The organism is Reyranella aquatilis (assembly GCF_020880995.1).
Classification (GTDB): Bacteria; Pseudomonadota; Alphaproteobacteria; order Reyranellales; family Reyranellaceae; genus Reyranella; species Reyranella aquatilis.
This window is the reverse complement of record NZ_JAJISD010000002.1, coordinates 450,476-475,244: the sequence shown is the minus strand read 5'-3', so window position 1 is coordinate 475,244 and position 24,769 is coordinate 450,476. Positions and strand designations below refer to the sequence as shown.

Sequence of the window (24,769 nt, the reverse complement as noted above, 5' to 3'; positions counted from 1 at the left end):
GCCTCAGCGGAGCTCCAGGAATGCGCCACGTCTTCTTCGTCCTTGCCCTGCTGTGCACGGCCCTGAACGCCGGCATCTTCTATTCTTTCTCGACCATCGTCATGCCCGGGCTCGATCTCGGTGGTGCGGCCTCGGCCGTGAATGCCATGCACGGCATCAACACCATCGTGCGCAGCCCGATCTTCGCCATCGTGTTCTTCGGCGCGCTGGTCATGCCGCTTCTCGCGGCGTTCGGCTCCCGCTCGGCCGGGCATCGCGGCGCGGCGCGGCTCGCCGGCCTGGCGGCGCTGATCTATGCCGCCGCCGTGATCGGCGTCACTCTGCAGGTCAACGTGCCCCTGAACGAGACGCTCGCCTCCTTCACCGTGGCGGGCACAGACGCCAATGCAGCGAACTGGAAGGAGTTCGCCGGCCCGTGGGCCCTTTGGAACCATGTGCGCACCCTCGGTGCGATCCTGGCGCTGCTATGCCTGCTGGCCGCGTGGGCGGTCGACCTCACGTCGGTGAACCGCCGCTCCTACGGGCTGCGCTGAGACGCTGCTTCGGCCGGGCGTCAGATGATGACGTCCTCGTGCATCGCGGCCATCAAGCCGGGATTGTCGCGATAGTCGACATGCACGCCGACCAGCACGGGCCCCTCCATTGCCATGGCCTTGCGCAGGGTCGACTCGATCGCGTCGGCGTCCTTGATCATCAGGCCCTGTGCGCCCATCGACTCGGCAAATTTTACCAGATCGACCGGGCCGAAATGCACGGCTGAATCGCGGCCGTAGGCGGCGACCTGCTGGATGCCGACCATGTTGTAGCTGCCGTCGATCCAGACGATGTGCACGAAGTTGCACTTGAGGCGGACCGCCGTCTCGAGCTCGACGGCGGAGAACAGGAAACCGCCGTCGCCCGAAACCGAGATCACCTTCCGGCCAGGCTCGGCGAGGCACGCCGCGATGCCCCAGGGAAGGGCGACGCCCAGGGTCTGCTGGCCGTTGCTGATCATGATCTGCCGCGGCCGGTGGCTGATGAGATGGCGCGCCATCCAGATGTGGAACGAGCCCATGTCGGAGCACAGGGCCACATCCTCGTCGATCAGCTTCTGCAGCTCGTGGACGAGGCGCAGCGGATGAACCGGCGCGCCGGTCCGCTTGGCCGCTTCGGCCGCGACGGTCGTGCGCTCGCGATGGATCTCGGCCAGCAATGCCGACTGCGCCGGCCGGTCCTTCGCCTTCAGCAGCACCGAAAGTGCGCGGACCGTTGCGGCGCTGTCGCCCATCAGCTCGATGTCGGGCCGGTAGCACTGGTCGTAGTCGGCCGGGATGCAGTCGATGTGGATGAGCTTGCGCTGGCGTCCGGCATTCCAGAGCGACGGATCGTACTCGACCGGATCGAAGCCGATCGTGATCACGAGATCGGCCTCGTCGAGCAAGCGGTCGGCTGGCTGGTTATGGAACAGCCCGACCCGGCCGCCGAAACAGTCCAGCCGGTCGCGTGGCACCACGCCGGCCGCCTGGTAGGTGCCGGCGACGGCCAGCCGTGTGCGGGCGAGCAGCAAGCGTACGGCCTCGGCCACGGGCCCCTGGCTGGCGAGCATGCCCAGCAGGACGACCGGCCGTTCCGCCGCATCGATCAGGCGGGCGGCTTCGGCGATCGCTTCGGTGTTCGCGGCGCCCAGTCGCGGGACGGTCGCCGGCGTCAGCACCGGGCCGGGCGCGGGAGCCTTCATCACGTCCTTGGGCAGGCCGAGAAAGGCGGTGCCCGGCCGGCCGGACTCGGCGGCGCGGAACGCCGCGGCCGTGGCTTCGGAGATCGCCGACGGCGAATCGATTTCGGCGGCATACTTGGTGACAGGCCGCAGCAGGGCGACCGTGTCCATGCTCTGATGCGCCTGCTTCAGACGGTCCGCGATCGGCACGGCCCCGCCCAGCGCGACCACGGGGTCGCCCTCGGTGTTTGCGGTGGCGAGACCCGTGGCGAGATTGGAGACGCCGGGACCGGAGGTGACGAGCACCACGCCCGCCTTGCCCGTCAGGCGGCCCAGCCCGCCTGCGATGAAGGTCGCGTTCTGCTCATGCCGGCAGACGACGAGCTTGATCTTGGAATCGACCAGTGCATCAAAGACGGGATCGATCTTGGCGCCGGGAATACCGAATATGTACTCGACGCCCTGGGCTTCGAGGTTGCGCACCAGAAGGTGCGCGCCGTTTTTCGGATCGCTGCTCATCGTCTCGCTCCGCTCTCGATTCCGGACCGCGTCCGGGCGATCATGCCCGTCCGGGCCACCCTTGTCGCCCGCGATGGAAGGAAGGCGCAATGCCCCGGCTGACGGTAGAAGTGTATCAATCCCTCATGGATGCGTTGGTGGCTCATTGCGAGAAGACGGGCGAGCCGCTGCGCCATTTCGTGTCACGCGCCCTGTCCGACGCGCTGGGCCTCGACCATTCCACGCTCTTCCAGGTCTCCACCACGGGCGCGCTGGTCCAGGGGGTCTACAACGAGGCCGTCACGATCGGCGGCCTCAGGCCCCATGGCGACTTCGGTCTCGGAACCTTCGAGGGGCTCGACGGCGAAATGGTCGTGCTCGACGGGAAATTCTACCAAGCCCATGCCGACGGCAGCATCACCGAGCCGTCCGACAAAGCGTCGGTTCCGTTCGCGACACTCACGAACTTCAGGCCGCAGCATCACGGCAAGATCGAGGGCATCGATTCCATGTCGTCGCTGATCGCCGCGCTCGACAAGCTTCGCCGCTCCGACAACCTCTTCTTCGCTGCCCGCCTCGACGGTCATTTCGAGGAGGTCTACTGGCGCGTCGCCTGCAAGGTCGAAGCGGGCGTTCATCTCGACAAGGCGACCGATGCACAGGCGGAGTTCCGGCAGAAGGACGTCAGGGGGACGATGCTGGGTTTCTGGACGCCGGCCTATTCGCGAACCATCGGCGTTGCGGGCTGGCACCTGCATTTCCTGACCGACGACCGCAGGAACGGCGGGCATGTGCTGGGCGCCAAGGCGGCCTCACTCGAGGTCCAGGTCCACGATCTCGACAATCTCCATCTGGCCATCCCGGAGACGCGCGAGTTCCTGCACGCCGATCTGACCCAGGATCCTGCGGCGGCGCTGGAGAAAGCCGAGATGGCCAAGGACCGCTAGTTGTCTCACGGGATGGAGTATTTCCATCCCGCTCCGCCGCGGCTGTACCGGGCTGGATGAGCCCGTCAGGCCCGAGCCTTCGGGTCAGGTCTTGGGAGTAGGCGGGCTTGCCAGCATCTCGGCACAGGCGCGGGCCACGTCGTTATCGGCTTCCTTGGAACCGGGCATCGTGGCGAAGCCGCTCTTCGCTACGACCGTCCCACGCTCCCAGGTGCTCGCCTTGCCGAGTTCGGCGATCTTGCCTGCAGCATCGTCCTGGCGCTTGAAACGGTCGACGCAGATCGGCGCGAGTGCGACCACCACGGCATCGCGTACCGCAGACGCCGATTCCTTGCGCGCCGTTCCTCCGGTCACCCATCCGCCCCAGGTGAATCCGATGGCCATACAGAGGACGGCGCCGCCAATGGCGCTCCAGATCAGGGTGCTGACATTCTTCGGCATCGTCATGGAAGATCCTTCCGGGGCCGTGCCCCGTCAGCTCGGCGCGCGCAGGATTGCGCAGCCAGCGATCGACAGAACGAGGGAGCTCTTGAACGAGACCGGTGAGTTCCGCCGGTCCAGATGCGGGCGCCTCGGGTATACGGGCGGGAGCACACACATCTCTCAGCCATCGCAGGCCGACCATTTGGTGGGCGATGGTGTAGACTTCGTACAGGTTGCGCGCGCGGGTGTCCAACCGCTGGGGGATTGATTCGGAATCGATGCGATGATGCAGACTCTCTTCCCAGTATCGCTGGTCACGTCGCTGCTCCTCTTCGCCGCGGCTTCGCACGCTCAGCCGGTCGGTGAGGCGGGGCAGTTCATCGCTCAATGGAAGGCCAGCAATGCCCTCTGCCGGAACGCGGCGACACCCGCTCTGGAGGCGATTGGCGCGTGCGAGCAGCGCGACACCTACTCGAAGCTCCTGTCGGCGGCGAACTATTGCTACGGCCCCGTCGAGGGCGGTCCGGCGGGTTGGACACCCTGCGGCGGCGATCCGTCGGGAGGCAAGCCCAGCGCCAAGGCTCTCCAGGACGCGGCGTTGGCGCGAGCGACCGAACGGTTCCAGAGGATGGGCGGCGTGTTCGTCCTGCCGGCCACGATCAACGGCACCTCGACCGCCTATTTTATCGTCGATTCGGGTGCTTCCAACGTCCAGATCCCGGAAGAGCTGGCGGAGGAGATGATGCGCAACGGCACGCTCACGGAAGCCGACTCGCTTGGCCAGAGGCGCTTCACCCTCGCGGATGGCAGCGGCCTCCAGCAGCGCATCGTGCGCCTGCGCTCGATCAAGATCGGCGAGCGCACGATGGAGAACGTGATGGCGTCGGTCAGCCCGCCGCGCAGCAAGGCCCTGCTGGGGCAGAGCTTCCTGCGCCGCCTCAGCTCGTGGAAGATCGACAATGTCAGGAACTCGATCGAATTCGAGTTCACCGGTTCGTTCTAAGCCTCAGGTCGGAGCGGGAATCTTCGCATCCTTGATCACCTTGCGCCAGCGCACAGTCTCGTCCGCCAGGCGCTTGGCGTAGGCTTCCGGCGTGCCGCCGGTGGGGATGAAGCCGAGCGACATCAGCCTTTCACGAACCGCTTCGGCCTTCAGCGCCGCATTCACCGCGGCGTTCAGCTCCAGAATCGTCTCGCGCGGCGTGCCGGCCGTGGTCGCAACGCCGAAGTAGACCGCGGCCTCGAGTTCGGGTGCGCCGAGTTCGCTGGCTACCGGCACGGTGGGGATGTTGGCGACACGGCTCTTCGCGCCGCAGATCAGGCCGCGCATGGTGCCGGCGCGGATCTGCGCATCGACCGGGGTGGTCACGTCGACGAAAGCCGGCACGTGGCCGGCGACCGCGTCGCGCAGCGCCTCAGCCGCCGCCTTGTATGGGATATGCTGCAGCTTGCCGTTTGTGCGCGTTGCGATCACCTCGCCCCAAAGATGCGGCAGGCCGCCCGAACTCGACGTCGAGTAGTGCACGGGGCCGGGCTGGGCCTTCACCCATTCGATGAACTCCGCGAAGGTCTTGGCCGGGTTGTTGGCATTGACCGCGAGCACGCAGGGGATGTCGGCGAGCTGCGCCACCATCGCGAGATCCTTCTGCGGGTCGATCGGCATCGGGATGTCGAAGGCGGGCTGCAGGGCCGCGGTCGTGGTGAGCACCATGAGGCTGGTGCCGTCGGGCTTGCTCTTGGCGACGTTCACCATGCCGACCATCGTGCCGCCGCCCGGACGGTTCTCGACGACGATGTTCTTGCCGGTATCGGCCGACATGCGCTCCGCCAGCACGCGGCCGGCCGTGTCGGTCGATCCGCCGGGACCATACGGCACGACGAGACGGATCTGCCCGCCTTGCCCAAAGGCGATCGAGGGCAGGGTGAGGGCGGCAGCGGTGCCGGCCATGAACGTACGGCGATGGATCATGTGATGACCTTCCCTAGGTTCATTCATTGTGGGGCAGAAACTAGAGCGCGGCTTCGCATCGCGGCAAGGCGCGGGCGCGCTGTCGCACCGCCAGCCGAACGGCAGATGGCCGTTCTAAGGCAGGGTCTTGCGCAGTTCGGCGGTGCGCGCCGCGTCGATGCTGCGCCCATCGGCGGCGATCGCGACGCCGTAATCCGTGGCTGCCGAGTCGGCGCTGACGATTCCATCGCGCACGTCGCGCAGTACGCGCTGGGGGTCGCGTGTCTTCGGATCGCCGAAGCCGCCGCCGCCTGGGGATAAAGCGCGGTAGGTCGCCACCCCATGGCGCTCCACGCCGTACTTGGGCGCCTGGACCCGCCGGCCGTCGGCCAGGGTGAGGATCACTTCGCCACCCGCGCCCGCCCGGCCGCCTTCGACGCCGAAGCTCGACGGAGCGCCCGCGCCTTCGCCGCGGAAGGCGTAGTCGGCCGGGGTGAACATCTCGACCTCGTAGTCGCAGCCGGCGCCGCCGCGGAACCGGCCGGGGCCCGCGGTGTCGCGCCGCAGTTCCTGGCGGCGGAAGCGCACGGGATAGAGCTGCTCGTAGGTTTCGAGGTTGGGGAGGGTGAGGCCGCCCAGCGTGATGAGATGGCCGATCAGATGGAAACCGTCGCGGCCCTCGACGCCACCGCCCGCCGGCGCGCCGGCCCACTGATACATGACGTAGCGGCCGCCCCCTCCGTGCTTGTCGTCACGCAGGCCGGCCGTGACGGCGTGCACCGCCTTCGACCAGCCGGCCGAGGCGCGCTCGGGCAGCGCCTGTGCCAGCGCCTTCCACATCGCATGGATGATCTCGTGCGCCACGAACACCGTGTTCATGGTCATCGGCGCGGGCATGCGCGCGTTCACCAGCGTGCCCTCGGGCAGGCGGATCTCGACGCTGCGGAAGGCGCCCTCGTTCTTCGGCAGATCGGGCTCGAAGAAGGAGGCGAGCGACATGAACACAGCCGAGGTCGAATTGGCGATCGAACTGTTCTTGAAGCCGCGCACCTGCGGCGAGGTGCCGGCGAAATCGACGACCAGCCTGCGGTCCTTCACCGTGATGGCGACGGCGATCTTCGCGTCGATCGGCTCGAAGCAGTCGTTGTCGACCGGTTCCTCGCCTTTCCAGACGCCCTCCGCGAGGCGATCGATGCAGGTCTGAAAGCGGCGGTCGGCATGGTCGAGCACGCCCTCGAAGAATTCGTCGGCCTGATCGACGCCCAGCTCCTCCACCAGCAGCGCGATGCGCTCGGCGCCGATGCGCGTCGAGCCGATCATGGCACGCAGGTCGCCGTCGAGCGCGTCGGGCAGGCGGGTGTTCAGCATCAGCAGGCGCCACAGGTCGTTGCGCACCTTGCCCGCTTCGATCAGCTTCAGCACGGGCAGGCGGATGCCCTCGTGGAAGATCTCGGTCGCCGCCGAATTGTAGGTGCCGGCCGCGCCGCCGCCGATATCGGCCTGGTGGGCGCGGTTGCAGGCGAAGGCCACGAGCTTGCCACCCACGAACACCGGCCGCGTGATCACCCAGTCGGGCAGATGGTTGCCGCCCGCCGTATAGGGATCGTTCAGCAGGAACACATCCTCCGGCGCGATGGCGTCGTTGAAGTCGCGCAGGATGGCGCGCACGGCGAAGCCTCCGCCCCCGGTGTGGATCGGGATGCCGTCGGCCTGGCTGATCAAGGTGCCGCGCGCGTCGGCGATGAAGCAGGAGAAGTCGTGGCTCTGGCTGAAGATCGGCGAGCGCGCAGTGCGCGTCATCACCCAGCCCATCTGGTGCGAGATATGGTCGAGCCGGTTCTGGACCAGCGCGAGGGTGACGGGATCGAGGTTCATCGGCTGATCCTCCAATTTGCCTCACCCTGAGGAGGCCGCGCAGCGGCCGTCTCGAAGGGTCGGCACGAGCACGTTGTCTGTTGCCCATCCTTCGAGACGCACGCCTGCGGCGCGCTCCTCAGGATGAGGTGGTGTGGGTGCGAGCTACGAAGCACTGGCGCCGACATGCACGAGGAAATCGTCGCGTTCGTCGACTTCGAGGCGGTCGTTGGGGCCGACGAAGGCGGTCGTCGTGCGCTCCTCGACCAGCAGCGGGCCGTTGAGGCGGCAGCCCGGACGCAGGTCGGCGCCATCGTAGATCGGCACGTCACGCCAGCCGGTCACGGGATCGATCCAGACCTTGCGTGTCTCGCGCGGCTTGGGCGCGTCGGTCTGGGGCGAGCGGGCGGCGGGCGGTGTCCAGTCGAGCCGGCCGCGGCCGACGACTCGCAGCGCGGTGATGTCGATGCGGCCGCCGGGCTGGATATGGCCGAACAGGCGCTGATGCTCTGTCTCGAAAGCGTGGCGCGCGGCGGCGGCGTCGAAGCCCGAGGCCGCGAGCGTCACGCGCACCGGCCATTGCTGGCCGTCGTAGCGAAGGTCGAGCAGTCGCTCGATCACGACCTCGTTGGGACCGAAGCCGTCGCCGGCCAGTGCCTCGCGCGCGCGGGCTTCGATCTGGGTGAAGCCCGCATCGAGCGCTGCGCTCTCGACCTTGTCGAGATCGGCGAGGAAGACCTGCAGGTAATCCTGCCGCACGTCGGACTGCAGCATGCCCATGGCACAGAAGGCACCGGCGGCGCGCGGCAGCAGGGCGCGGCGGCTGCCCAGCGCGCGCGCGACCGCGACGCCGTGCATCGGTCCGGCACCGCCCGCGGCGACGAGGGTGAAGGTCGCGGGATTGTGGCCGCGCTCGATGCTCAGCCGCTCGACGGCGTGCAGCAGGTTCTGCTCCAGCAGGCGGATGACGCCGGCCGCGGCCTCCTCGACCGAGAGGCCGAGCGGTTTGGCGAGCTTGGTCTCGATGGCCTTGCGCGCCAGGTCCGCGTCGAGCGTGACGGCACCGCCGGCCAGGGGACCGGGACGCAGGCGTCCCAGTACGAGCTGCGCATCGGTGACGGTCGGGTTCTCGCCGCCCAACCCGTAAGCCGCGGGACCGGGCCGGGCGCCGGCACCCTGCGGACCGGCATGAAGGAGACCGGCATCGTCGACCCAGGCGATCGTGCCGCCGCCCGCGCCGACGGTATGGATTTCCACCGAGGGCGTCGTGAGATGATAGCCGTCGATCGTGAGTTCATCGGTGACGGGCACGTCGCCCTTCGCCATCACCATCACGTCGCAGCTCGTGCCGCCAATCTCCATCGAGATCAGGTTGGCCTTCTCGCCCGGCGCCGCGCAGCCCTTGAGCGCACCGACGCCTGCCGCCGGGCCCGACAGGACGAGCATCACTGGACGCGCCGCCACCTGGTCGACCGAGACTGCTCCGCCGTTGCTCTGCAGCAGCAGCAGCGAGCGCGGCAGGCCGAACTGGCGCAGCTGCTCGTCGAGGGCACGCAGGTAGCTCGATACTTTCGGCGCGACATAGGCATTCACGACGGCGGTGGAGCCGCGCTCATATTCGCCCATGGTCGGCATGACCTCGCTCGACAGCGAGACCCATTTGCCGTTCCAGCTTTTGGCGAGCTGGCCGCCCACGGCGCGCTCGTGGGCACCGTCGAGGAAGGAATTGAACAGGCAGACAGCGACCGATTCGACGCCTTCTTCGGCGAATATCTTCGCCGCGGCGTCGACGTCCTCGACATGCACGGGCGCCAGCTCCGCACCGTCGGCGCCGATACGGCCGCGCACCGGCAGGCGCAGGTAGCGCGGCACCAGCACCTGCGGGAAGGGGGAGCGGTGATCCCACTGGTTTTCGCGGATGCCGCGGCGGATCTCCAGCGAATCGCGGAATCCCTCGGTCGTGAGCATCCCGACCGTGGCGCCCTTCTTCTCCAGGATCGTGTTGGTCGCCACGGTCGAGCCGTGCACGAACAGGGCGCAGTCGCGCAGCAGCGCCGTCAACGTGATGTCGAGCTGCTGGGCGGCAAGGCGCAGCACGCCCAGTACGCCCTCGCTGGGATCGGCCGGCACCGACGGCGACTTGAAGATCCGCACCGCGCCGGCGGCGTCGCGCAGCACCATGTCGGTGAATGTCCCGCCCACGTCGACGCCGATGCGCCAGGGGGCGAGAAGGGCGGCGGAAGGGGCGGGGGCCGTCACTTGGGCAGGCTTCCCAGCACTTCGTCGGTATGTTCGCCGAGCGTCGGTGCCGAGCGCGCCGAATGCGGCCGCACATGGTCGAAGGCGATCGGCAGGCCCACGACCTTGGGTCCGCCGGGCAGCTGCTGGATGAGCTGCGAGGCTTCCATCTGCTCGGTGCGCGCCAGCTCGCCGATGTCGTTCACGGCGGCGCAGGGCACGCCCGCCTTTTCCATCGCTTCCAGCCACTCGGCGCGCGGCCTGGCTTTCAGCGCCTCGGCGATCATCGGCAGCAGCTCGGCCTTGTTGGCCACACGCTGCGAGCTCTTGGCGAATTTGGGATCGATGGCCCATTCCTCGTGGCCCAGCACCTTCGCGCAGCGCGCCCACAGCCGGTCGTTGCCGGGCGCGAGGCAGATCGGATGGTCGGCCGTGTCGAAGGTCTGGTAGGGCACGATCACCGGGCTGCCGGTGCCGTGCCGCTTGGAGACGGTGCCGTTTGCGAGGTAGCCGTTCACCTGGCCCTCGACCCAGTGGACGGCCGAGTCGAACAGGGACGTATCGACGAGGCAGCCCTTGCCGGTCTTGTCGCGCAGCCTGAGCGCGGCCAGCGCGCCGATGGTGCAGAACATGCCGGTCGCCTTGTCGTTGATCGAGGCGCCGCAGAAGGTCGGCGGGTCCTCCGGCCGGCCTGTCACGCTCATCATACCGCCATAGGCCTGCAGCAGCGGATCGAAGGCGGGCTTCATGCGCAGCGGGCCCTGGTAGCCGAAGGCCCAGATCGAGCAGTAGATGAGCCGCGGATGACGCGCGAGCATCGTCTCGGGCCCGATGCCGACCTCGTCGACCACGCCGGGGCGCAGGTTCTGGATCAGGATGTCGGCGGTCTCGCAAAGCCTGTGCAGCTTGTCGACGTCCTCTGCGAGCTTGAGGTCGAGCACGACCGAGCGCTTGTTGCGGTTCTGCGAGTAGAAGTAGAGCGAGGTCTTGCCGTCGGGGCCGAACGGCGGGCCCCAGATGCGGGCATCGTCGCCGCCGTCGGGCTTCTCGATCTTGATCACGTCGGCGCCCATGTCGGCCAGCAGCACGCCGGCCAGCGGTCCGGCCAGCGCCTGGCCCACTTCGATAACGCGAACTCCCTCGAGCGGTAGTGTCACTTCTGTTCCTCTTCCCGAGCCTGGCGGCATGCGTTTCCGATCGCCGGCATCCTAGCCGCCGGCGACCGTCGCACGCTACTTGCAGGTGGCTCGCGAAGCGGAACCGCTTACTCGACGAAGGCCTTTTCGACGACGAATTCACCGGGAGTCGTGGTGCTGCCCTCGGTAAGGCCCATGCCTTCAAGCAGGGCGCGGGTATCGGCCAGCATCTGGACGGACCCGCAGAGCATGAAGCGGTCGGTCTCGCGCGCCATCGGCGGCAGGCCGACGTCGTTCGCCAGGGTGCCGTTCTCGATCAGGTGCGAGATGCGGCCGCGATACTTGAAGGGCTCGCGGGTCACGGTCGGATAGTAGACGAGCTTGTCGCGGACCATGTCGCCGAGGATCTCGTCGGCCGGCAGTTCGTCGGCCAGGGCCGAACGATAGGCGAGGTCGCGCACGTGGCGACAGCCATGGACCAGGACGACCTTCTCGTAGCGCTCGTAGACTTCCGGATCGCGCACGATCGACAGGAATGGCGCAAGGCCGGTCCCGGTGCCCAGCAGGTAGAGGTTGCGGCCGGGGGTGAGGCTGTCGAGCAGCAGCGTGCCGGTGGCCTTGGCGCCGACCAGCACGGGATCGCCCGGCGCCAGGTCCTTGAGGCGCGAGGTGAGCTTCCCGTCGGGGACCTTGATGGAGAAGAATTCCAGCTCGTCGACGTAATGCGCGCTGGCGATGGAGTAGGCCCGCAGCAGCGGCTTCCCCTCGACCTTGAGGCCGATCATGGTGAACTGGCCGCTGGCGAAGCGGAAACCCTTGTCGCGGGTGGTCCTGAAGCTGAACAACTCGTCGGTCCAGTGATGCACCGACAATACGGTTTCGTTCCTCAACGCGCTCACGCGGATACTCCTACGCAACGGCCGGCCCGACGCCGGGAGGGAGGGATATAGTGCAGTGCAGCATTAAATTCCATATATGCGATTAACTCGCAATAACATATCCATTCACCCCGGCGCCTGTTGGCAGAAGGATTTCCTTCCAAGAGCGGGGCGAGACGCATGTTCATGGTGGAAGGCTGGGATCCAGTCGCAGCCTCTGGACCTGTATCGGCTGTGACGGCGGGCATGAGCCCGCACCAACTCCCCCGAGATATGCGCATCGGCACATTGTTTGCGCGTAGCCTGAATGTTCCTGTGAGGCCCGGACGATCACGGGGAGAGGGCAACCATGGGCGTTTCGGCTTGGTGCATGCTCAAGCTACGTCAGGCGTGGTGGGCAATGACGGACCTGGCCCATCTCGTCTGGGTCTGCCGCGCGCCTTTCGCGGCTGTCGCCATCGGCGGTCTGCTCATCGCCTCGACCGACCAGGCGCGCGACATTGTCATCGCCACGGCGTCGCCGCAGCAACGCGGGCTGCCGATCCCGCTGACCGTGCTGCTGTGGGCGGTCACCGCCTGGTACTGGTCACGCATCACCCTGGAATTCCTGGAAGGCGAGCAGGCGAGGTGGCAACAACCGGTCGATCCCGATGTCGCGGCCTGGGCCTGGGCGCCGCGCTGGCATCGTTTCTGGAACAACAATCTTCCGCGCCTCATTGGCGCCGCAGCGATCTTCTCGGTCTGCTTCGCCTTCTGGCGCGCGCATAACATCTACGCGGCCTACGGCGACTTCGAATCGGCCAAAGGCTTTCTCCGTCCTGCCATCGCGTATCTCGTCGCAACGGTTGTCTTCTATTTCGTCGTGGCCTGGCGCCGGGAACTGGCGGCCTGGCTGGTGCGCGCGGCGGGCGGAGATCCCGATCGCAGCAAGCTGGTCCCGCGGCGGCAATCCTTACAGGCCTTTGCCGAGATCGCGCCTCTCACGCGCGCCCTTCTTTACGGCTCCGTGTTGGCCTCGCCGGTCTTCTTCCTGCTGTTCGCAATGGCGCCCGTCGATACCAGCGCCGCCATGGGCAGCGCCGTCACCATCGTCCTGCTGGGACTTGCGCTCGCCATTGCGGCGCCGAGCTTCCTCGTCATCTGGTCGATTCGCACCAAGTTCCCGTTCTTCGGCCTGGCCTGCCTGGCGTTTCTCGTGATGCCGTGGATGTTCGGCGACAACCACGACGTCCGGACCTGCCGCGATCTCGCGAAGCTGCCGGGCGCCACCGGCAGCTGTCTTGCGGAGGACGCGAAGACCCGGCCGTTCGTGCGCGACGTCTTCTCGAAATGGTACGATGCGAACGCGAAAATCACCAAGCCGATCGAGGGCAAGGCCTCGCAGGTGACGGTGCCACCGCTGATCGTGGTCGCGAGCGCAGGCGGCGCCAGTCGCGCGGCCTACTTCACCACCCAGGTCCTCGGCGAGATCGCCAAGCGCGAGCCCGACTTCGCCGAGCGCGTGTTCCTGATGAGTGGGGTGTCGGGTGGATCGCTCGGCACGACGATCTTCCGCTCGCTGGTCGAGGCAGATCGGCGCGCGACCCCCGGCCAGGCGGGATCGGCCTTGTTGCCGCAGGCGGCGGCGGACGGCGCGAAGTTCATCGACAACGACTTCCTGGGACCGGCGCTCGGCGTCGGCTTCTATGTCGACGGGCCTTTCAGCGCCGCCGCCTTTCTCCGCCGCTTATGGGCGCCCAACGATCGCGCCGTGGCGCTCGAAAAGGCGTGGGAGACGGCATGGCTCGACAGCGGCCTCAGCCAGACCGGCGGCTTCAGATGGTCCGATGGACTGACCCGTACCTTCACGCGCGACGCGAGTCGCCCGTGGCCGATCCTCGCGCTGAACGGCACTTCGGTGGAGAAGGGAAAACGCATCATCACCTCGAACGTCCGCTTCGCCACGGAGGATCATCTCGCGGGCGTGAACATCTCGGGCGGCATCCATCGCTACGACGGCCTCGACATCATGGAGGCCGACATACCGATCAGTACCGCAGTCACCATGAGCGCTCGCTTTCCGATCGTCTCGACTGCGGGTGGCATGCGCGACGGCAAAGGCCAGCTGATCGGCCGAGTGATCGACGGCGGCCTTTTCGAGAACTTCGGCGCGGTGCTGGCCGATGAATCCATCCGGTACCTCGTCGAGCGCATCCGCGAAGCCCAGAGGACCGAACGGCCGGTCGTTCCCATCGCCATCCTCATCAGCAGCGATCCGTCGCTCGACCGGATCGAGCTGCGGCCCGGAACGCCCAAGCAGGGCGTGTTGCCGGATTGTCTGCCGGTCGGACCCAAGCCCCTTCCGCACCCCGGCAACGACTGGCCGGAATGTCCGGTCGATGCCGCCTCCTATGCCACGCTCATGGTCGACCCGATCAAGGCGCTGTACGACGGACGCACGGCACGCGGAGAGCTTGCCGCGACGGCGTTGCGTGATCGCATCGAGGGCTCGCGCATCATGATCCGGGACCGGCTGGTGGCGAGGCTGCGGGCCGGTACGGACCAGACGATCCAGGCGGCAACCGACACCGTCCAGGCGCGCATCGGCCTCGACGATCACACCGACTTCTTCCACTTCCGCCAGTGCCGTGTGCCCGATGCAAAGAGCCCGACCATGAGCTGGCACGATTCGGGGACGGCCTGGCATTCGATGCGCCGCATGCTCGGCCTCGATCCTGAACCGAACGGCACCATTGCCGATCCCTGCGGCAACAAGCTCGAGTTCTTCCGCCTCTGCATGCGTCTCACCCGCCTGTCGGGGCGCGCCGAGGATGACGCCGCCGGTACGAAATGGTGCAGTGAGGCCGGCTGGCCGGTCCCCGAGGGCTGGAGCTGCGAACCGGTGCTGGGGCACCCGCGGGCTTATTGTCGGTACAAGCCATAAGGCGTGGCGCGGGACGGCCCGATCTCTGCATACTGCGGAGCGACGTCGTTCCCGCCCAACCGTGACCGAGGTTCCGAGCGATGAAGATGCTGGTGGCTCTGCTCAGCCTGACGTTGGCGTTCGTCTCCCCGACCGTGCGCGCGGCGCAACCGGTCGACATGCTGCTGGTGATGGCCGCGGACGTGTCGCGCAGCGTGACAGAGCCCAAGTTCAGGCTTCAGCGCGAAGGCGCCGCCGCTGCCATCACCCATCCCGATGTCGTGAGGGCGATCACCTCGGGCCCCAACAGGCGCATCGCCATCTGCTTCGTCGAATGGGCCTCGGCCAACATGCAGAATGTCGTCATCGACTGGATGGTGATCGGCGACGGCGTCTCGGCGCGCCTGTTCGGCGACAGGCTGATCGAGACGCCGCGCTCGTTCGCCGGCAGCACGTCGATCAGCGCGGCCATCGACTTCGCGGTCAGGCAGCTCGAGCGCGCGCCATTCGTGGCGGACCGCAGGGTGATCGACGTGTCCGGCGACGGCAATAACATCGGCGGCCGCCTGGTCACGGATGCGCGGGACGATGCCGTCGCCCGCAACATCACGATCAACGCGCTGGTGATCCTGACGCCGATCGAGGAGGCGTTCCGCCCCGAGCACACCAACCCGCCCGGCGGCCTGGAGAAGTACTTCCAGGAAAACGTCATCGGCGGGCCGGGCGCCTTCACGATCGTCGCCGAGAACCACGGCGCGTTCGGCCGCGCCATGACCAAGAAACTGATCCAGGAGATCGCGGGTGCGCCGCGCAACAGCCTCGCGGCTGCGGATTAGCCAGTCCCAAGATCCGGCGACCGTCCTACTCCGCCGTCGCGCCGGACTGCTTGATGATGGGAAGCCACAGCGCCTGATCGTCGGCGATCAGCTTGCGGGCAGCCGCGGGCGTGTCGGGCGGCAGGACCTCGAAACCCTGGACCAGGAGCTTTTCCTTCACCTGCGGCATCTGCGCGATGCGGCCGATCTCTGCATTGAGGCGCGCCACGATGGGCGCGGGCGTGCCGTTCGGCACCGCGAAGCCGAGCCAGGTCGCAACGACGAAGTCGGGCACGCCCGCCTCCATCATCGTCAGCACTTCCGGCATGATGACCGATCGGTCCTTGGTCGTGACGGCGAGCGCCTTCAGCTTGCCGGCCTTGATCTGGCCGACCACGGTCGGGGCGTTGAAGAAGCCCATCGTCACCTCGCCATTGATCACCGCGAGCACGGCGGCCGGCGCGCCGCGATAGGGCACATGTTGCAGCTTCACGCCGGTACGCTGCTCCAGGATCACGCCGGACATATGGAGGCTGCTGCCGACGCCGCTCGACCCGTAGGTGAGCTCGCCCGGCTTGGCGCGCGCCTGCGCGATGACGTCGGCGACGGTGTTAGCCGGGTTGGCGGTCGATACGACCATGACGTTGGTCAGGATGCCGGTCGTGGCGATCGGAATGAGATCCTTGAGCGGATCGTAACCCGGCGACTTGTAGAGGCCCATGTTGAACACGGTGGCGCCCTGCGAGGTGAGCAGCAGCGTGTAGCCGTCGGCCGGCGCGCGCGCGCCCTCGGCCGTTCCCAGCAGGCCGCCGGCACCGCCCTTGTTGTCGATCACGACCGGCTGGCCCAGCGCCTTGGCCAGTTCCTCGCCGAAGGTGCGCCCGACCGTGTCGGCGCCGGCGCCCGCCGCGAAGGGGATGATCATGCGGATGGGGCGCTCCGGCCAGTCGGCGGCCCGTGCCGGCGCGGACGCCAGCAGCGGCAGCGATAGGAGCAGCGTGCCCGTCATGGCCTGCCGGCGTGAAAGAGTCTGTCGTGGCGAAACCATGGGCGACTTCTCCCGGAGTGGATTGCCCGGCTCGCGGCCGGGTCTGATTGAGGGCGACACTACGCCTGCGAGGGCGCCGGTGTCAGTCGGCATCACTTACGCTTGAGGTCGCCTGCCGCGCGCCACCGTGGGGCGGTAGACTCCTGTGTGAAGGAGATGCGGCCATGAAGCTCGGTGTGATTGCGGCGACGATGGTGGTGCTGGGGATGCTCGGCGGTTGCCAGAGCATCACCTACGAGAAGGCCGGCGTCGCGCCCCAGCAGGTCGAGGCCGACACCAAGGCCTGCCAGGAATATCAGCTGCGTCGCTGGATCGCGATGGGCGGCAACTACGTCGAGAACATGGATCGCGACGAGTTCGAGAAGCCGTGTATGGAAGCGCGCGGCTACCGTCAGGTCATGGTGCCGAGCCGCTCGTAGCGGCCCGGCCGTGTCGTTCGCGATTTCGGCCTACTTGTCGAGCCAGACGTCCTCGAAGCGCGAGCCGTTGTAGAGGCTGTTCACCATCGGGCGAAACCCCTTGACGTAGGGATGCCAGCAGCTGCCCGAGGCGTTCCACATGATGATCGGGCGGAAGCCCTCCTCCAGGATCTGCTTGTCGATCTCCCAGACGAGCTTCTTGCGCTTCTCGATGTCGCGCTCCGCCGACTGGATCGGGAAGAGCTTCTCGATCTCGGGATTGCAATAGCCGACATAGTTGCGCTCCGACTTGCAAGCATAGTGCTCGAAGTAGGTCTGGTCGGGATCGTCGACGCCGTTGCCGGTGGTGTTGAGCCCGACCGAGTAGTCCTTGCGCGCGACCTTGTTGAACCACAGCGCGGTGTCGACCAGGTCGAGTTCGCCCTCGATGTAGATTTCCTTGAGCTGGTCGATCAGGATGACCGCCGGGTCGCGATAGAGCAGGTGGTTACGGGTCGCGACCTTGAGCTTCAGCTTGTTGTCGGGCCCATAGCCCAGCTTCTTCATGATGGCCTGGGCCTCGGCCCGGTTCTTCGCGACATCGGGGCCGTAGCCCTTGACCGTGTCGAACATCTCCTTCGGCATGCCCCAGACGCCGCCGGGCGCCGGCTCCATGACCCCGCCGGCTTCGCCCGCGCCCTGGGCCAGGATGTCGATGAACGACTTGCGGTCGATGGTGAGCAGCATCGCGCGGCGGATCTCGGCATTGTTGAACGGAGGCGCTTCGCTGTTCACGATCAGGTTGGTGCTGTTGTTCATCGGCGCCACTTCGCAGACGGCGTTGGCGGCCTGGCTCTTGATGTCCTTGAGCAGCGGGATGGTCACGGCATAGGGCGGCGCCATGTCGTAGCGGCCCGACACGAAGCCCAGCAGCGCCGTGCCGCGGGCCGGCACGATCGGCATCTCGATGCCGTCGAGGTATGGCTTGCCCTTCTTGAAGTAATCCGGGTTACGGACCAGCTTGATGATCTCCTTCTGCTTGAACTCGGCCAGCTTGAAGGGACCTGTGCCGATCGGCTTGGTGCGCATCTGCGCCGTCGGCACGTGGCAGGAATAGACGGGGCTGTAGCCCGAGGCGAGCAGGATGAGCAGGGAGGGCTGCGGCTGGCCGAGATGGAAGGTCACCTCGCGATCGCCGTTGGTCGTGACTTCCTGAAGATTCCAGTACCAGGAAGCGCGCGGGTTCTTGCGCAGCTTGTGGGTCTCGCTCTTGCCGGCGAGCATGTCCCAGGTGCATTTCACGTCGGCCGAGGTGAAGGGCTTGCCGTCGTGCCACTTGGCATTGCCGACCAGCTTGAAGGTCAGCTTCTTGCCGTCCTCGCTCCAGGCCCAGCTTTCGGCGAGATCGGGGCGGATCGTCTCGAGACTGTTCTGCGGAATCTGCTGATCGAAGACGACGAGGTTGTTGTAGAGGCCCATGAACGGCACGACGGTCGAGGTCGTTGCCTCCTCGTGGATCGAGGTGCTGGGCGGATTGTCCGGAAAGTACATCTTGAGGGTGCCGCCGCTCTTCTGCGCGAGCGCCGGCGCCGCTGACAGACCGAGCGCCGCCAAGGCGCCGAGAAGTCCGATCGATAGCCGCATTTCTATCCTCCCATGCCCCGTTGCAGAGAGGATGACGCGGAGGCGGTCCCCCGTCGAGAGGCCCGGTCCGGCTAGCGGATCATCGCGCGCAATTTCGACGACATGAGATCGGCGGCGAGCACGAGGATCAAGATCACGATCACGCAGGCCGCCGTGTCCTCGTAGGCGAAGAGCTTCATCGAGCTGATGAGTTCGAAGCCAATGCCGCCCGCGCCGACCATGCCGAGCACGGTCGAGACCCGGATGTTGGTCTCGAAGCGATAGAGCACCACGCCGATCCAGGCCGGCAGGACCTGCGGCAACACGCCGAACACGATTCGCTGCAGGGTGCCCGCGCCGGCGGCGCGCAATGCGTCGAGCGGACCCTCGTCGATCTCCTCGATCGCTTCGGCGAAGAACTTGCCCAGCATACCGGCACCGTGCAGCGCGATCGCAAGGACGCCTGCGAATGGGCCGAGGCCGACGGCCGCCACGAAGATCAGCGCCAGAATGATCTCGTTGATGCCGCGCATCACGTTCAGCACCTGACGCAGACCATGGAATACCCAGGCGTAGGGCGAGAGATTTCGTGCCGCGAAGAAGCAGACTGGAAGCGCCAGGACGATCCCGAGCAAGGTGCCCCAAAGCGCGATCTGCACCGTCTCGATCGCGGGCTGCACCAGCTTCTGCATGAAGGCGAAGTTCGGTGGCAGCATGCGGCCGATGAAGTCGCCGATCCAGGGCAGGCCGTCGATGAAGCCCGCGATGCTCAGGCGGGTACCGAGCGCCGACCACCAGAGGATTGCGACTGCAGCACCGAGGATCGGAAGCATGATCCACCAGCCGAGCGGGCCGCGCGGCTTGTTGACGACGAATTGCAGGGACATCTCTAGGCCCTCCCTTCAACGGAGGTCGTGGCGACGGATGTCGCCGCGAGGGCGATCTCGGCTTCTGCCGCAGCCCGGCGACGTTCGGTGAGACGCTGGGCGGCATCGAGCACGTTGGGATCGTCGAGGCCGGGATAGATGCTGCGGATCACGTCGCCGCTCACGCCGGCAGGCGCACCGTCATAGACGACGCGGCCGGCCGAGAGGCCGACGACCCGCTCGGCGAACTCCAGCGCATAGTCGATCTGGTGGAGGTTGCAGAGAACGGCGATGTTGGATTCCTTGCAGCTCTTCTTCAGGTAGTTGAGCACGGTGCGCGAGGTCTTGGGATCGAGGCTCGCCACCGGCTCGTCGGCCAGCATGAACTTGGGCTGCTGGGCCAGCGCCCGGGCGATGCCGACCCGCTGCTGCTCGCCGCCCGACAACGCATCGGCGCGGTTGCGGGCCTTGTGGGACATCGCCACCTGCTCGAGGCAGTGCATGGCGATCTTCACGTCGGCCTCAGGGAACAGCTGCAGGCTGCTCAGGATCGGCGAGAGGTCGGCCATGCGGCCGACCAGCACGTTTTTCAGCACGCTGAGGCGCTTCACCAGATTGTGCTGCTGGAAGATCATCGCGACGTTGCGCCGGAGCAGGCGCAGGTCGCGGCGATTGGACGACAGCGACGTGCCATCTACCAGGATATCGCCCGCCGTCGGCTCGATCAGCCTGTTGATGCAGCGCAGCAACGTCGACTTGCCGGCGCCGGAAGGCCCCAGCACGACGACGAATTCGCCGGGACGGATCGAGAGGCTGACATCGTGCAGCGCCTGGTGGTCGCCATAGGATTTGGCGAGGCCGCGGATTTCGATCATGGCTCGATCCCCTGGGCTCGTGTTGCGGCTACTTCTGCTTCTTGAGATCGATGTTCGCGAGCTTGGCGGTCTCGCGCACGACGTCGTAGGCCTGGTCGCTGGTTTCCTTGAAGCCGTTCAGCTTGCCCTGGTCGGACCAGTTGAGGTCCTTGATCGACAGGAACGCGGCCTTCACCTTCGCCTTCGTCTCGGGCGAGAGATCCTTGCGCCAGACCATCGGCGATTCCGGGATCGGCGGCGATTCCCAGACGACCTGGATCTGGTCGGCCTTGATGTGTCCCTTGGCGATGGCGGCGTCTAGGATGCGGTCGGCGATGGTCGCTGCATCGACCTTGCCGTTGGCGACGGCCAGCGCGTTGGCGTCGTGCGCACCGGTGAAGATCACAGTCTTGAAGTCGCGCTTCGGCCCGATGCCGGCCTTGAGCAGCCCCGCGAGGGGAAAGGCATAGCCCGAGGTCGAGGCCGGATCGACGAAGGCGAAATTCTTGCCCTTGAGATCGGCCAGCGTTTTGATGCCGCTCGACTTCAGCGCGATGATCTTGGAGTGATAGTAGGTGCGTCCGGCTTTGGCGGTTTCGGCGATGGCGAAGGCCTCGACCGGCGTCACGGTGGTCGCCAGCACGTAGGAGAACGGCCCGAGATAGGCGATGTCGAGATGCTTGGCGCGCAGCGCCTCGATGACGCCGTTGTAGTCGGTGGCGACGAAGCCCTGGACCTTCATGCCGGAATTCTTCTCGACCGCGTCGAGAATATCCTTGCTCTGGGCCAGCATCGCCCGCGAATCCTCGGAGGGGATCAGGCCGACCTTGAGCACCTGCTGGGCCTGGGCGGTGGCAACGGTTCCGCCGGCCAGCAGCGAGCCGCCGGTCAAGAGCCCGAAATCGCGACGCGTCATCCTGGTCATCGTTGTTTCCTCCGTGGTTTTCTTTTCCTTGACTGACTAAGCGGCCATTTCGGCCAGCAGCGCCTCCCGGCGTCCGATGAAGTTACGGCCGCGATCGCCCGCCAGCGCATCGTCGACCAGGCGCGCCCAGTCGCGGGCGGCGATGCCGTGGGCGGTGGCGTCGGGCGAGATGCCGAGTTTCTTCAGGAAGGCCTCGAGACGCGCCGCGCCCGCGAGCAGGTCGTTGCCGAAGATGCGGCGCAACGAGGCGTCGCAGGCGGCGTCGCAGCCCGCGACGGCCCGCATCACCATCGGCAGGCTGAACGAGCAGGCGATGCCGTGCGGCACGCCGTGATGCAGGGTCAGGTGATAGGACAGCGAGTGGGCCAGCGCGGTGCGGGTGTTGGAGAAGGCGAGGCCCGCGAACAGGCTGGCGCGTGCCAGCCGGGTGCGCAGCGCCTCGCTGCGAAGATCGTCGGCCAGCAACGGCAGGGCCTCGATGACCTCGCGCGCGGCGACCTCGGCCAGCGAACTCGAAACCGGGTTGGCATTGACGTTCCAGATGCTCTCCAGCGCATGGCTGAGCGCGTCGAGCCCGGTGCTGATGGTGATGGCGCGCGGCAAGCCGAGCGTGAGTAGCGGGTCGACCAGCGCAGCCTCGGGATAAAGCGTGTCGCGCGCCAGCGAGTACTTCTTCATCGCGGTCGTGTCCCAGACCGTGGCCCAGGACGTGACTTCGCTGCCGGTGCCAGCCGTGGTCGGGATGGCGATGATCGGCGTGCGGCCGAGCGTGTCGCCGTCCTTTCCGGTTTCGAGATGGCGCCGCACCGTGTCGAAGTCGCCCCTGGCGGCGGCCAGGACCTTGGCGGCATCCATGACTGAGCCGCCGCCCAGCGCCACGATGGCCTCGATGGGATGGGGTGCGGCGGCGTAGGTCCGGCAGGAATCGGCGAGGCCGATGAAATCCGGGTTGGGGCCGATGTTGCTCACCGTGACCGCAGGCGCGCCGGCCTGGGCAATGACGCGGCGCGTGAGGTCGGCGAAGACGCCGCCGCCATTGGCGTCGTCATAGGTCACGAGACAGTAGGGCCGGCCGGCTAGGACCTTGCCCAGCGTCTCGAAGACGCCGGCGCCGAACGTCACGTCGACCGGATTCCGATAGCGCCACATCCGCGCTTCACTCCCCTGGCTTTGCTGGCTTGGCCTTGTCGGCCTTTTGACAATCCTCCGGCCAGCTCTCACATTTATCCAATTCAAACATTCTCGAAGTCACATTGAGAAAATCAATATGAGGCACACGCAGCTCCGGTCCTTCCACGCGGTGGCGCAGCGGCTGAGCTTCACCGCCGCCGCGCGTGAGCTGGGTGTGAGCCAGCCGACCATCACCACCCAGGTGAAGTCGCTGGAGCAGGAGTTCGGCGTCGAGCTGTTCGTGCGCCGCGGCCGCCGCATCGAACTCACCGAGACCGGCGGCGGCCTGCTCGACATCACGCGCCGGCTTTTCGCCGACGAGAAGGAAGCCGCGGACTATCTCAACGAGACGCGCGGACTGAAAACCGGTCATCTGCGCGTCGGCGCCGTCGGCCCCTATCACGTCACCGATATGCTGGCGGCCTTCAACGCGCGCCATCCCGGCCTCTATGTCTCGGTGACCGTCGGCAATTCGCGCGACACGCTGCGCGACCTGCTGGACTACCGGACCGACGTCGCGGTCCTCGCCCATGTCGATCCCGATCCGCGGCTGGTCGCCATTCCCTATCGCCGCCACCGCGTGATCGCCTTCTGCCATATCGACCATCCGTTCGCGCAGCGTCGCGGCATTCGCGTGCGCGACATGGAAGGGCAGCGCCTGATCCTGCGCGAGGCGGGCTCGACGACCCGTCGCGCTTTCGACCAGGCTATGCGCGAGGCGAATGTGCGGCCCAAGATCGTGATGGAGATCGGCAGCCGAGAATCGATTCGCGAGGCCGTGGCCAAGGGGATCGGCATGAGCGTGGTGTCGGAAGCCGAGTTCATCCCCGATCCGCGCATCAAGCCACTGCCGATCGTGGATGCCGAGATCTATACCTACGCCCACGTCGTCCACCTGCGGGAGCGACAGAACGCGCGCCTCGTGCGCGCCTTCCTTCAGGTGCTGGCCGGATTGCTGCCGGTCAGCTCGCCATCCAGCCGCCGTCGACCATCAGATTCTCGCCGGTGATGAAGGTCGCCTCGTCGGAGGCGAGGAAGAGGGCGGCGTTGGCGACGTCCTCTGAGCGGCCGAGGCGTGGCAGGGGTGTGCGGGCATGTGAATAGTCGATCCAGCGCGGCTCGATCGCCCGCCCGGTCTTGCCAGTGAGGATCTTGCCCGGGGCCACGGCGTTGCAGATGACGCTGTCGCGACCGTAGTCGGAGGCGATCTGCCGGGTCATGTAGACCACCGCCGACTTCGAGACGCCGTAGGAGAAATCCTCGGGCGAGGAGATCATGCCGTGCTGCGAGGAGATGTTGACGATGCGCCCGCGCGCCTCGTTGCGGATCTCCTGGGCCAGCATCCGGCGCACGGCGGCGCGGCACATCAGGAAGACGCCGGTGACGTTCACCTCCATCACCCGGTTCCACTCCTCCAGACCGGTATCGGTGAGCTTCTTGGCCGAGCGGATGGCGGCGTCGTTGACCACGATGTCGAGCCGGCCGGTCGGCAGCGCCGCCCGGCGCACGGCTTCCTCGACATCCGCTTCGTTCGACACGTCGCCCTGGAAGAAGGGCACGTTCAGGATCCTGTGCGTCGGCTCGCCGCCCTCGACGACCGCCTCCGTGATGTCCATCAGCAGGAGCGTCGCGCCCTCGGCGTGGAATTTCTTCGCGATGGCACGGCCGATGCCCGAGGAGGCGCCGGTGATGAGGGCGGTCTTGCCGGCAAGTCTGTTCATGGGGCCGTGCAACGCAAGGATCGTGCCTCTAGCCGCGCCGCACGCTGGCCCCGCCGGCGACCGGCAGGGTGACCCCGGTGATGAAGCTCGCCTCGTCGGAGGCAAGGAAGAGCGCGGCGTTGGCGACATCCCAGCCGGTGCCCATCTTCTTGCGCAGCGGCACCTTGGAATCGCGCTCGGCCTCGACCTCGGCGCGGCTCTTCTTGAAGGTACGGGCGCGCGTGTCGACTGCCATGGGCGTGTTCATCAGACCCGGCAGGATCACGTTGGCGCGAATGCCGTATTGGGCGTTCTGATAGGCCAGCTGCTCGGTGAAGGACACCATCGCCGACTTGGTCGCCTTGTAGGCGACGTAGGGATAGGTGGTGATCACCGCCATCGACGAGATGTTGATGATCACGCCGCTCTGCTGGGCGCGCATGATCGGCAGCACGTGTTTGGCCGCGAAGATGCAGCTCTTGAGGTTGATCGCCGTGCAGCGGTCGAAGGCCTCCTCGGTGATGTCGAGAAGTTCCGCGTCGCCTCCGGCCAGAGAGACGCCCACATTGTTGTGCAGGATGTCGACACGGCCCCAGCGCGCATGCGCGTCGGCCACCATGGCCTCGAGCTCGTCTCCCTTGGTCACGTCGGCCTTGAAGGCGACCGCGGTACCCTGGTTGACTCCGATCATCTCAACCGTTTCCTGCGCCGAGGCGAGATTGTGATCGACGCACAGGACCTTGGCGCCTTCGCGTGCGAAGGTGAGGGCAGTGGCGCGCCCGTTGCCCATGCCTTCGCCGGGGCTCTGCCCGGCGCCGACGACGATGGCGACGCGGTCTTTCAGGCGCAT

Annotated in this window: 22 protein-coding genes; 7 read left to right on the top strand and 15 right to left on the bottom strand. The window is 66.9% G+C overall.

Features of this window, described 5'->3' with window-relative positions; genetic code table 11:
* The first annotated feature begins 20 nt into the window (after positions 1 to 20).
* Positions 21 to 533, top strand: coding sequence for an anthrone oxygenase family protein (locus tag LJ725_RS08090; protein ID WP_230550126.1), 513 nt, complete (start codon positions 21 to 23; stop codon positions 531 to 533).
* 20 nt (positions 534 to 553) lie between these two features.
* Here LJ725_RS08090 and alsS read toward each other — a convergent pair whose 3' ends face one another.
* Entirely contained in the window at positions 554 to 2,215 is a 1,662-nt protein-coding gene (gene alsS / locus LJ725_RS08085; RefSeq protein ID WP_230550125.1) for an acetolactate synthase AlsS, read from the bottom strand.
* An 89-nt stretch (positions 2,216 to 2,304) separates the two neighbouring features.
* On the opposite strand from alsS, the gene budA reads away from it, so the two are divergent.
* Positions 2,305 to 3,141, top strand: coding sequence for an acetolactate decarboxylase (budA, locus tag LJ725_RS08080; protein WP_230550124.1), 837 nt, complete (start codon positions 2,305 to 2,307; stop codon positions 3,139 to 3,141).
* 84 nt (positions 3,142 to 3,225) lie between these two features.
* Here the strand turns inward: budA and LJ725_RS08075 are convergent, their stop codons facing one another.
* Positions 3,226 to 3,588 (bottom strand): hypothetical protein, encoded by a 363-nt coding sequence (locus LJ725_RS08075; protein WP_230550123.1) that lies wholly within the window; start codon positions 3,586 to 3,588, stop codon positions 3,226 to 3,228.
* Between the two features lie 259 nt (positions 3,589 to 3,847).
* On the opposite strand from LJ725_RS08075, the gene LJ725_RS08070 reads away from it, so the two are divergent.
* Positions 3,848 to 4,567, top strand: coding sequence for a retropepsin-like aspartic protease family protein (locus tag LJ725_RS08070; protein WP_230550122.1), 720 nt, complete (start codon positions 3,848 to 3,850; stop codon positions 4,565 to 4,567).
* A 3-nt stretch (positions 4,568 to 4,570) separates the two neighbouring features.
* Here the strand turns inward: LJ725_RS08070 and LJ725_RS08065 are convergent, their stop codons facing one another.
* The 5 genes from LJ725_RS08065 to LJ725_RS08045 all read right to left on the bottom strand — a co-directional run bounded on the left by LJ725_RS08065 (position 4,571) and on the right by LJ725_RS08045 (position 11,639).
* Positions 4,571 to 5,533, bottom strand: a complete 963-nt coding sequence (locus LJ725_RS08065; RefSeq protein ID WP_230550121.1) for a Bug family tripartite tricarboxylate transporter substrate binding protein — start codon at positions 5,531 to 5,533, stop codon at positions 4,571 to 4,573.
* Positions 5,534 to 5,647: 114 nt separating this feature from the next.
* Positions 5,648 to 7,387 (bottom strand): hydantoinase B/oxoprolinase family protein, encoded by a 1,740-nt coding sequence (locus tag LJ725_RS08060; protein WP_230550120.1) that lies wholly within the window; start codon positions 7,385 to 7,387, stop codon positions 5,648 to 5,650.
* A 144-nt stretch (positions 7,388 to 7,531) separates the two neighbouring features.
* Positions 7,532 to 9,625, bottom strand: a complete 2,094-nt coding sequence (locus LJ725_RS08055; RefSeq protein ID WP_230550119.1) for a hydantoinase/oxoprolinase family protein — start codon at positions 9,623 to 9,625, stop codon at positions 7,532 to 7,534.
* Positions 9,622 to 10,761: a CaiB/BaiF CoA transferase family protein gene (locus LJ725_RS08050; RefSeq protein ID WP_230550118.1), complete on the bottom strand. Its 1,140-nt coding sequence runs from the start codon at positions 10,759 to 10,761 to the stop codon at positions 9,622 to 9,624. The genes LJ725_RS08055 and LJ725_RS08050 overlap by 4 nt, the downstream gene beginning before the upstream one ends.
* Before the next feature lie 107 nt (positions 10,762 to 10,868).
* Positions 10,869 to 11,639 (bottom strand): ferredoxin--NADP reductase, encoded by a 771-nt coding sequence (locus tag LJ725_RS08045; protein ID WP_230550117.1) that lies wholly within the window; start codon positions 11,637 to 11,639, stop codon positions 10,869 to 10,871.
* 349 nt (positions 11,640 to 11,988) lie between these two features.
* Here LJ725_RS08045 and LJ725_RS08040 point away from each other — a divergent pair, with 349 nt between their 5' ends.
* Together LJ725_RS08040 and LJ725_RS08035 are read left to right on the top strand one after the other, a co-directional pair.
* On the top strand, positions 11,989 to 14,541 hold the full coding sequence (locus LJ725_RS08040) for a hypothetical protein (protein ID WP_230550116.1): 2,553 nt from the start codon (positions 11,989 to 11,991) through the stop codon (positions 14,539 to 14,541).
* Positions 14,542 to 14,627: 86 nt separating this feature from the next.
* Positions 14,628 to 15,356 (top strand): DUF1194 domain-containing protein, encoded by a 729-nt coding sequence (locus tag LJ725_RS08035; RefSeq protein WP_230550159.1) that lies wholly within the window; start codon positions 14,628 to 14,630, stop codon positions 15,354 to 15,356.
* 25 nt (positions 15,357 to 15,381) lie between these two features.
* On the opposite strand, the gene LJ725_RS08030 is transcribed toward LJ725_RS08035, so the two are convergent.
* The gene (locus tag LJ725_RS08030; protein WP_230550115.1) at positions 15,382 to 16,383 is read right to left on the bottom strand and encodes a Bug family tripartite tricarboxylate transporter substrate binding protein; all 1,002 of its coding nucleotides are present in this window, start codon (positions 16,381 to 16,383) and stop codon (positions 15,382 to 15,384) included.
* Positions 16,384 to 16,547: 164 nt separating this feature from the next.
* On the opposite strand from LJ725_RS08030, the gene LJ725_RS08025 reads away from it, so the two are divergent.
* Positions 16,548 to 16,802 (top strand): hypothetical protein, encoded by a 255-nt coding sequence (locus LJ725_RS08025; RefSeq protein WP_230550114.1) that lies wholly within the window; start codon positions 16,548 to 16,550, stop codon positions 16,800 to 16,802.
* A 30-nt stretch (positions 16,803 to 16,832) separates the two neighbouring features.
* Here LJ725_RS08025 and LJ725_RS08020 read toward each other — a convergent pair whose 3' ends face one another.
* The 5 genes from LJ725_RS08020 to psrA all read right to left on the bottom strand — a co-directional run bounded on the left by LJ725_RS08020 (position 16,833) and on the right by psrA (position 22,198).
* Entirely contained in the window at positions 16,833 to 18,425 is a 1,593-nt protein-coding gene (locus tag LJ725_RS08020; protein WP_230550113.1) for an ABC transporter substrate-binding protein, read from the bottom strand.
* 71 nt (positions 18,426 to 18,496) lie between these two features.
* Positions 18,497 to 19,291 (bottom strand): phosphonate ABC transporter, permease protein PhnE, encoded by a 795-nt coding sequence (gene phnE / locus LJ725_RS08015; protein WP_230550112.1) that lies wholly within the window; start codon positions 19,289 to 19,291, stop codon positions 18,497 to 18,499.
* Between the two features lie 2 nt (positions 19,292 to 19,293).
* Positions 19,294 to 20,145: a phosphonate ABC transporter ATP-binding protein gene (phnC, locus tag LJ725_RS08010; RefSeq protein ID WP_230550111.1), complete on the bottom strand. Its 852-nt coding sequence runs from the start codon at positions 20,143 to 20,145 to the stop codon at positions 19,294 to 19,296.
* A gap of 28 nt (positions 20,146 to 20,173) precedes the next feature.
* On the bottom strand, positions 20,174 to 21,049 hold the full coding sequence (gene phnD, locus LJ725_RS08005) for a phosphonate ABC transporter substrate-binding protein (RefSeq protein ID WP_230550110.1): 876 nt from the start codon (positions 21,047 to 21,049) through the stop codon (positions 20,174 to 20,176).
* A 36-nt stretch (positions 21,050 to 21,085) separates the two neighbouring features.
* Positions 21,086 to 22,198: an iron-containing alcohol dehydrogenase PsrA gene (psrA, locus tag LJ725_RS08000; RefSeq protein WP_230550109.1), complete on the bottom strand. Its 1,113-nt coding sequence runs from the start codon at positions 22,196 to 22,198 to the stop codon at positions 21,086 to 21,088.
* 118 nt (positions 22,199 to 22,316) lie between these two features.
* Between psrA and LJ725_RS07995 the strand changes: the two genes are divergently transcribed.
* Entirely contained in the window at positions 22,317 to 23,228 is a 912-nt protein-coding gene (locus LJ725_RS07995) for a LysR substrate-binding domain-containing protein (RefSeq protein WP_230550108.1), read from the top strand.
* Here the strand turns inward: LJ725_RS07995 and LJ725_RS07990 are convergent.
* A complete protein-coding gene (locus LJ725_RS07990; RefSeq protein ID WP_230550107.1) occupies positions 23,182 to 23,940 on the bottom strand; it encodes an SDR family NAD(P)-dependent oxidoreductase in 759 nt (252 codons plus the stop codon). The two genes, LJ725_RS07995 and LJ725_RS07990, sit on opposite strands and share 47 nt — an antisense overlap.
* A 28-nt stretch (positions 23,941 to 23,968) precedes the next feature.
* Positions 23,969 to 24,769 (bottom strand): SDR family NAD(P)-dependent oxidoreductase, encoded by an 801-nt coding sequence (locus LJ725_RS07985; protein ID WP_230550106.1) that lies wholly within the window; start codon positions 24,767 to 24,769, stop codon positions 23,969 to 23,971.

Bases quoted from the DNA above. Each gene is read 5' to 3' on its own strand.
- LJ725_RS08090 (WP_230550126.1), top strand. From the start codon at position 21: ATGCGCCACGTCTTCTTCGTCCTTGCCCTGCTGTGCACGGCCCTGAAC.
- alsS (WP_230550125.1), bottom strand. From the start codon at position 2,215: ATGAGCAGCGATCCGAAAAACGGCGCGCACCTTCTGGTGCGCAACCTC.
- budA (WP_230550124.1), top strand. From the start codon at position 2,305: ATGCCCCGGCTGACGGTAGAAGTGTATCAATCCCTCATGGATGCGTTG.
- LJ725_RS08075 (WP_230550123.1), bottom strand. From the start codon at position 3,588: ATGACGATGCCGAAGAATGTCAGCACCCTGATCTGGAGCGCCATTGGC.
- LJ725_RS08070 (WP_230550122.1), top strand. From the start codon at position 3,848: ATGATGCAGACTCTCTTCCCAGTATCGCTGGTCACGTCGCTGCTCCTC.
- LJ725_RS08065 (WP_230550121.1), bottom strand. From the start codon at position 5,533: ATGATCCATCGCCGTACGTTCATGGCCGGCACCGCTGCCGCCCTCACC.
- LJ725_RS08060 (WP_230550120.1), bottom strand. From the start codon at position 7,387: ATGAACCTCGATCCCGTCACCCTCGCGCTGGTCCAGAACCGGCTCGAC.
- LJ725_RS08040 (WP_230550116.1), top strand. From the start codon at position 11,989: ATGCTCAAGCTACGTCAGGCGTGGTGGGCAATGACGGACCTGGCCCAT.
- LJ725_RS08035 (WP_230550159.1), top strand. From the start codon at position 14,628: ATGCTGGTGGCTCTGCTCAGCCTGACGTTGGCGTTCGTCTCCCCGACC.
- LJ725_RS08030 (WP_230550115.1), bottom strand. From the start codon at position 16,383: ATGGTTTCGCCACGACAGACTCTTTCACGCCGGCAGGCCATGACGGGC.
- LJ725_RS08025 (WP_230550114.1), top strand. From the start codon at position 16,548: ATGAAGCTCGGTGTGATTGCGGCGACGATGGTGGTGCTGGGGATGCTC.
- LJ725_RS08020 (WP_230550113.1), bottom strand. From the start codon at position 18,425: ATGCGGCTATCGATCGGACTTCTCGGCGCCTTGGCGGCGCTCGGTCTG.
- phnE (WP_230550112.1), bottom strand. From the start codon at position 19,291: ATGTCCCTGCAATTCGTCGTCAACAAGCCGCGCGGCCCGCTCGGCTGG.
- phnC (WP_230550111.1), bottom strand. From the start codon at position 20,145: ATGATCGAAATCCGCGGCCTCGCCAAATCCTATGGCGACCACCAGGCG.
- phnD (WP_230550110.1), bottom strand. From the start codon at position 21,049: ATGACCAGGATGACGCGTCGCGATTTCGGGCTCTTGACCGGCGGCTCG.
- psrA (WP_230550109.1), bottom strand. From the start codon at position 22,198: ATGTGGCGCTATCGGAATCCGGTCGACGTGACGTTCGGCGCCGGCGTC.
- LJ725_RS07995 (WP_230550108.1), top strand. From the start codon at position 22,317: ATGAGGCACACGCAGCTCCGGTCCTTCCACGCGGTGGCGCAGCGGCTG.
- LJ725_RS07990 (WP_230550107.1), bottom strand. From the start codon at position 23,940: ATGAACAGACTTGCCGGCAAGACCGCCCTCATCACCGGCGCCTCCTCG.
- LJ725_RS07985 (WP_230550106.1), bottom strand. From the start codon at position 24,769: ATGCGCCTGAAAGACCGCGTCGCCATCGTCGTCGGCGCCGGGCAGAGC.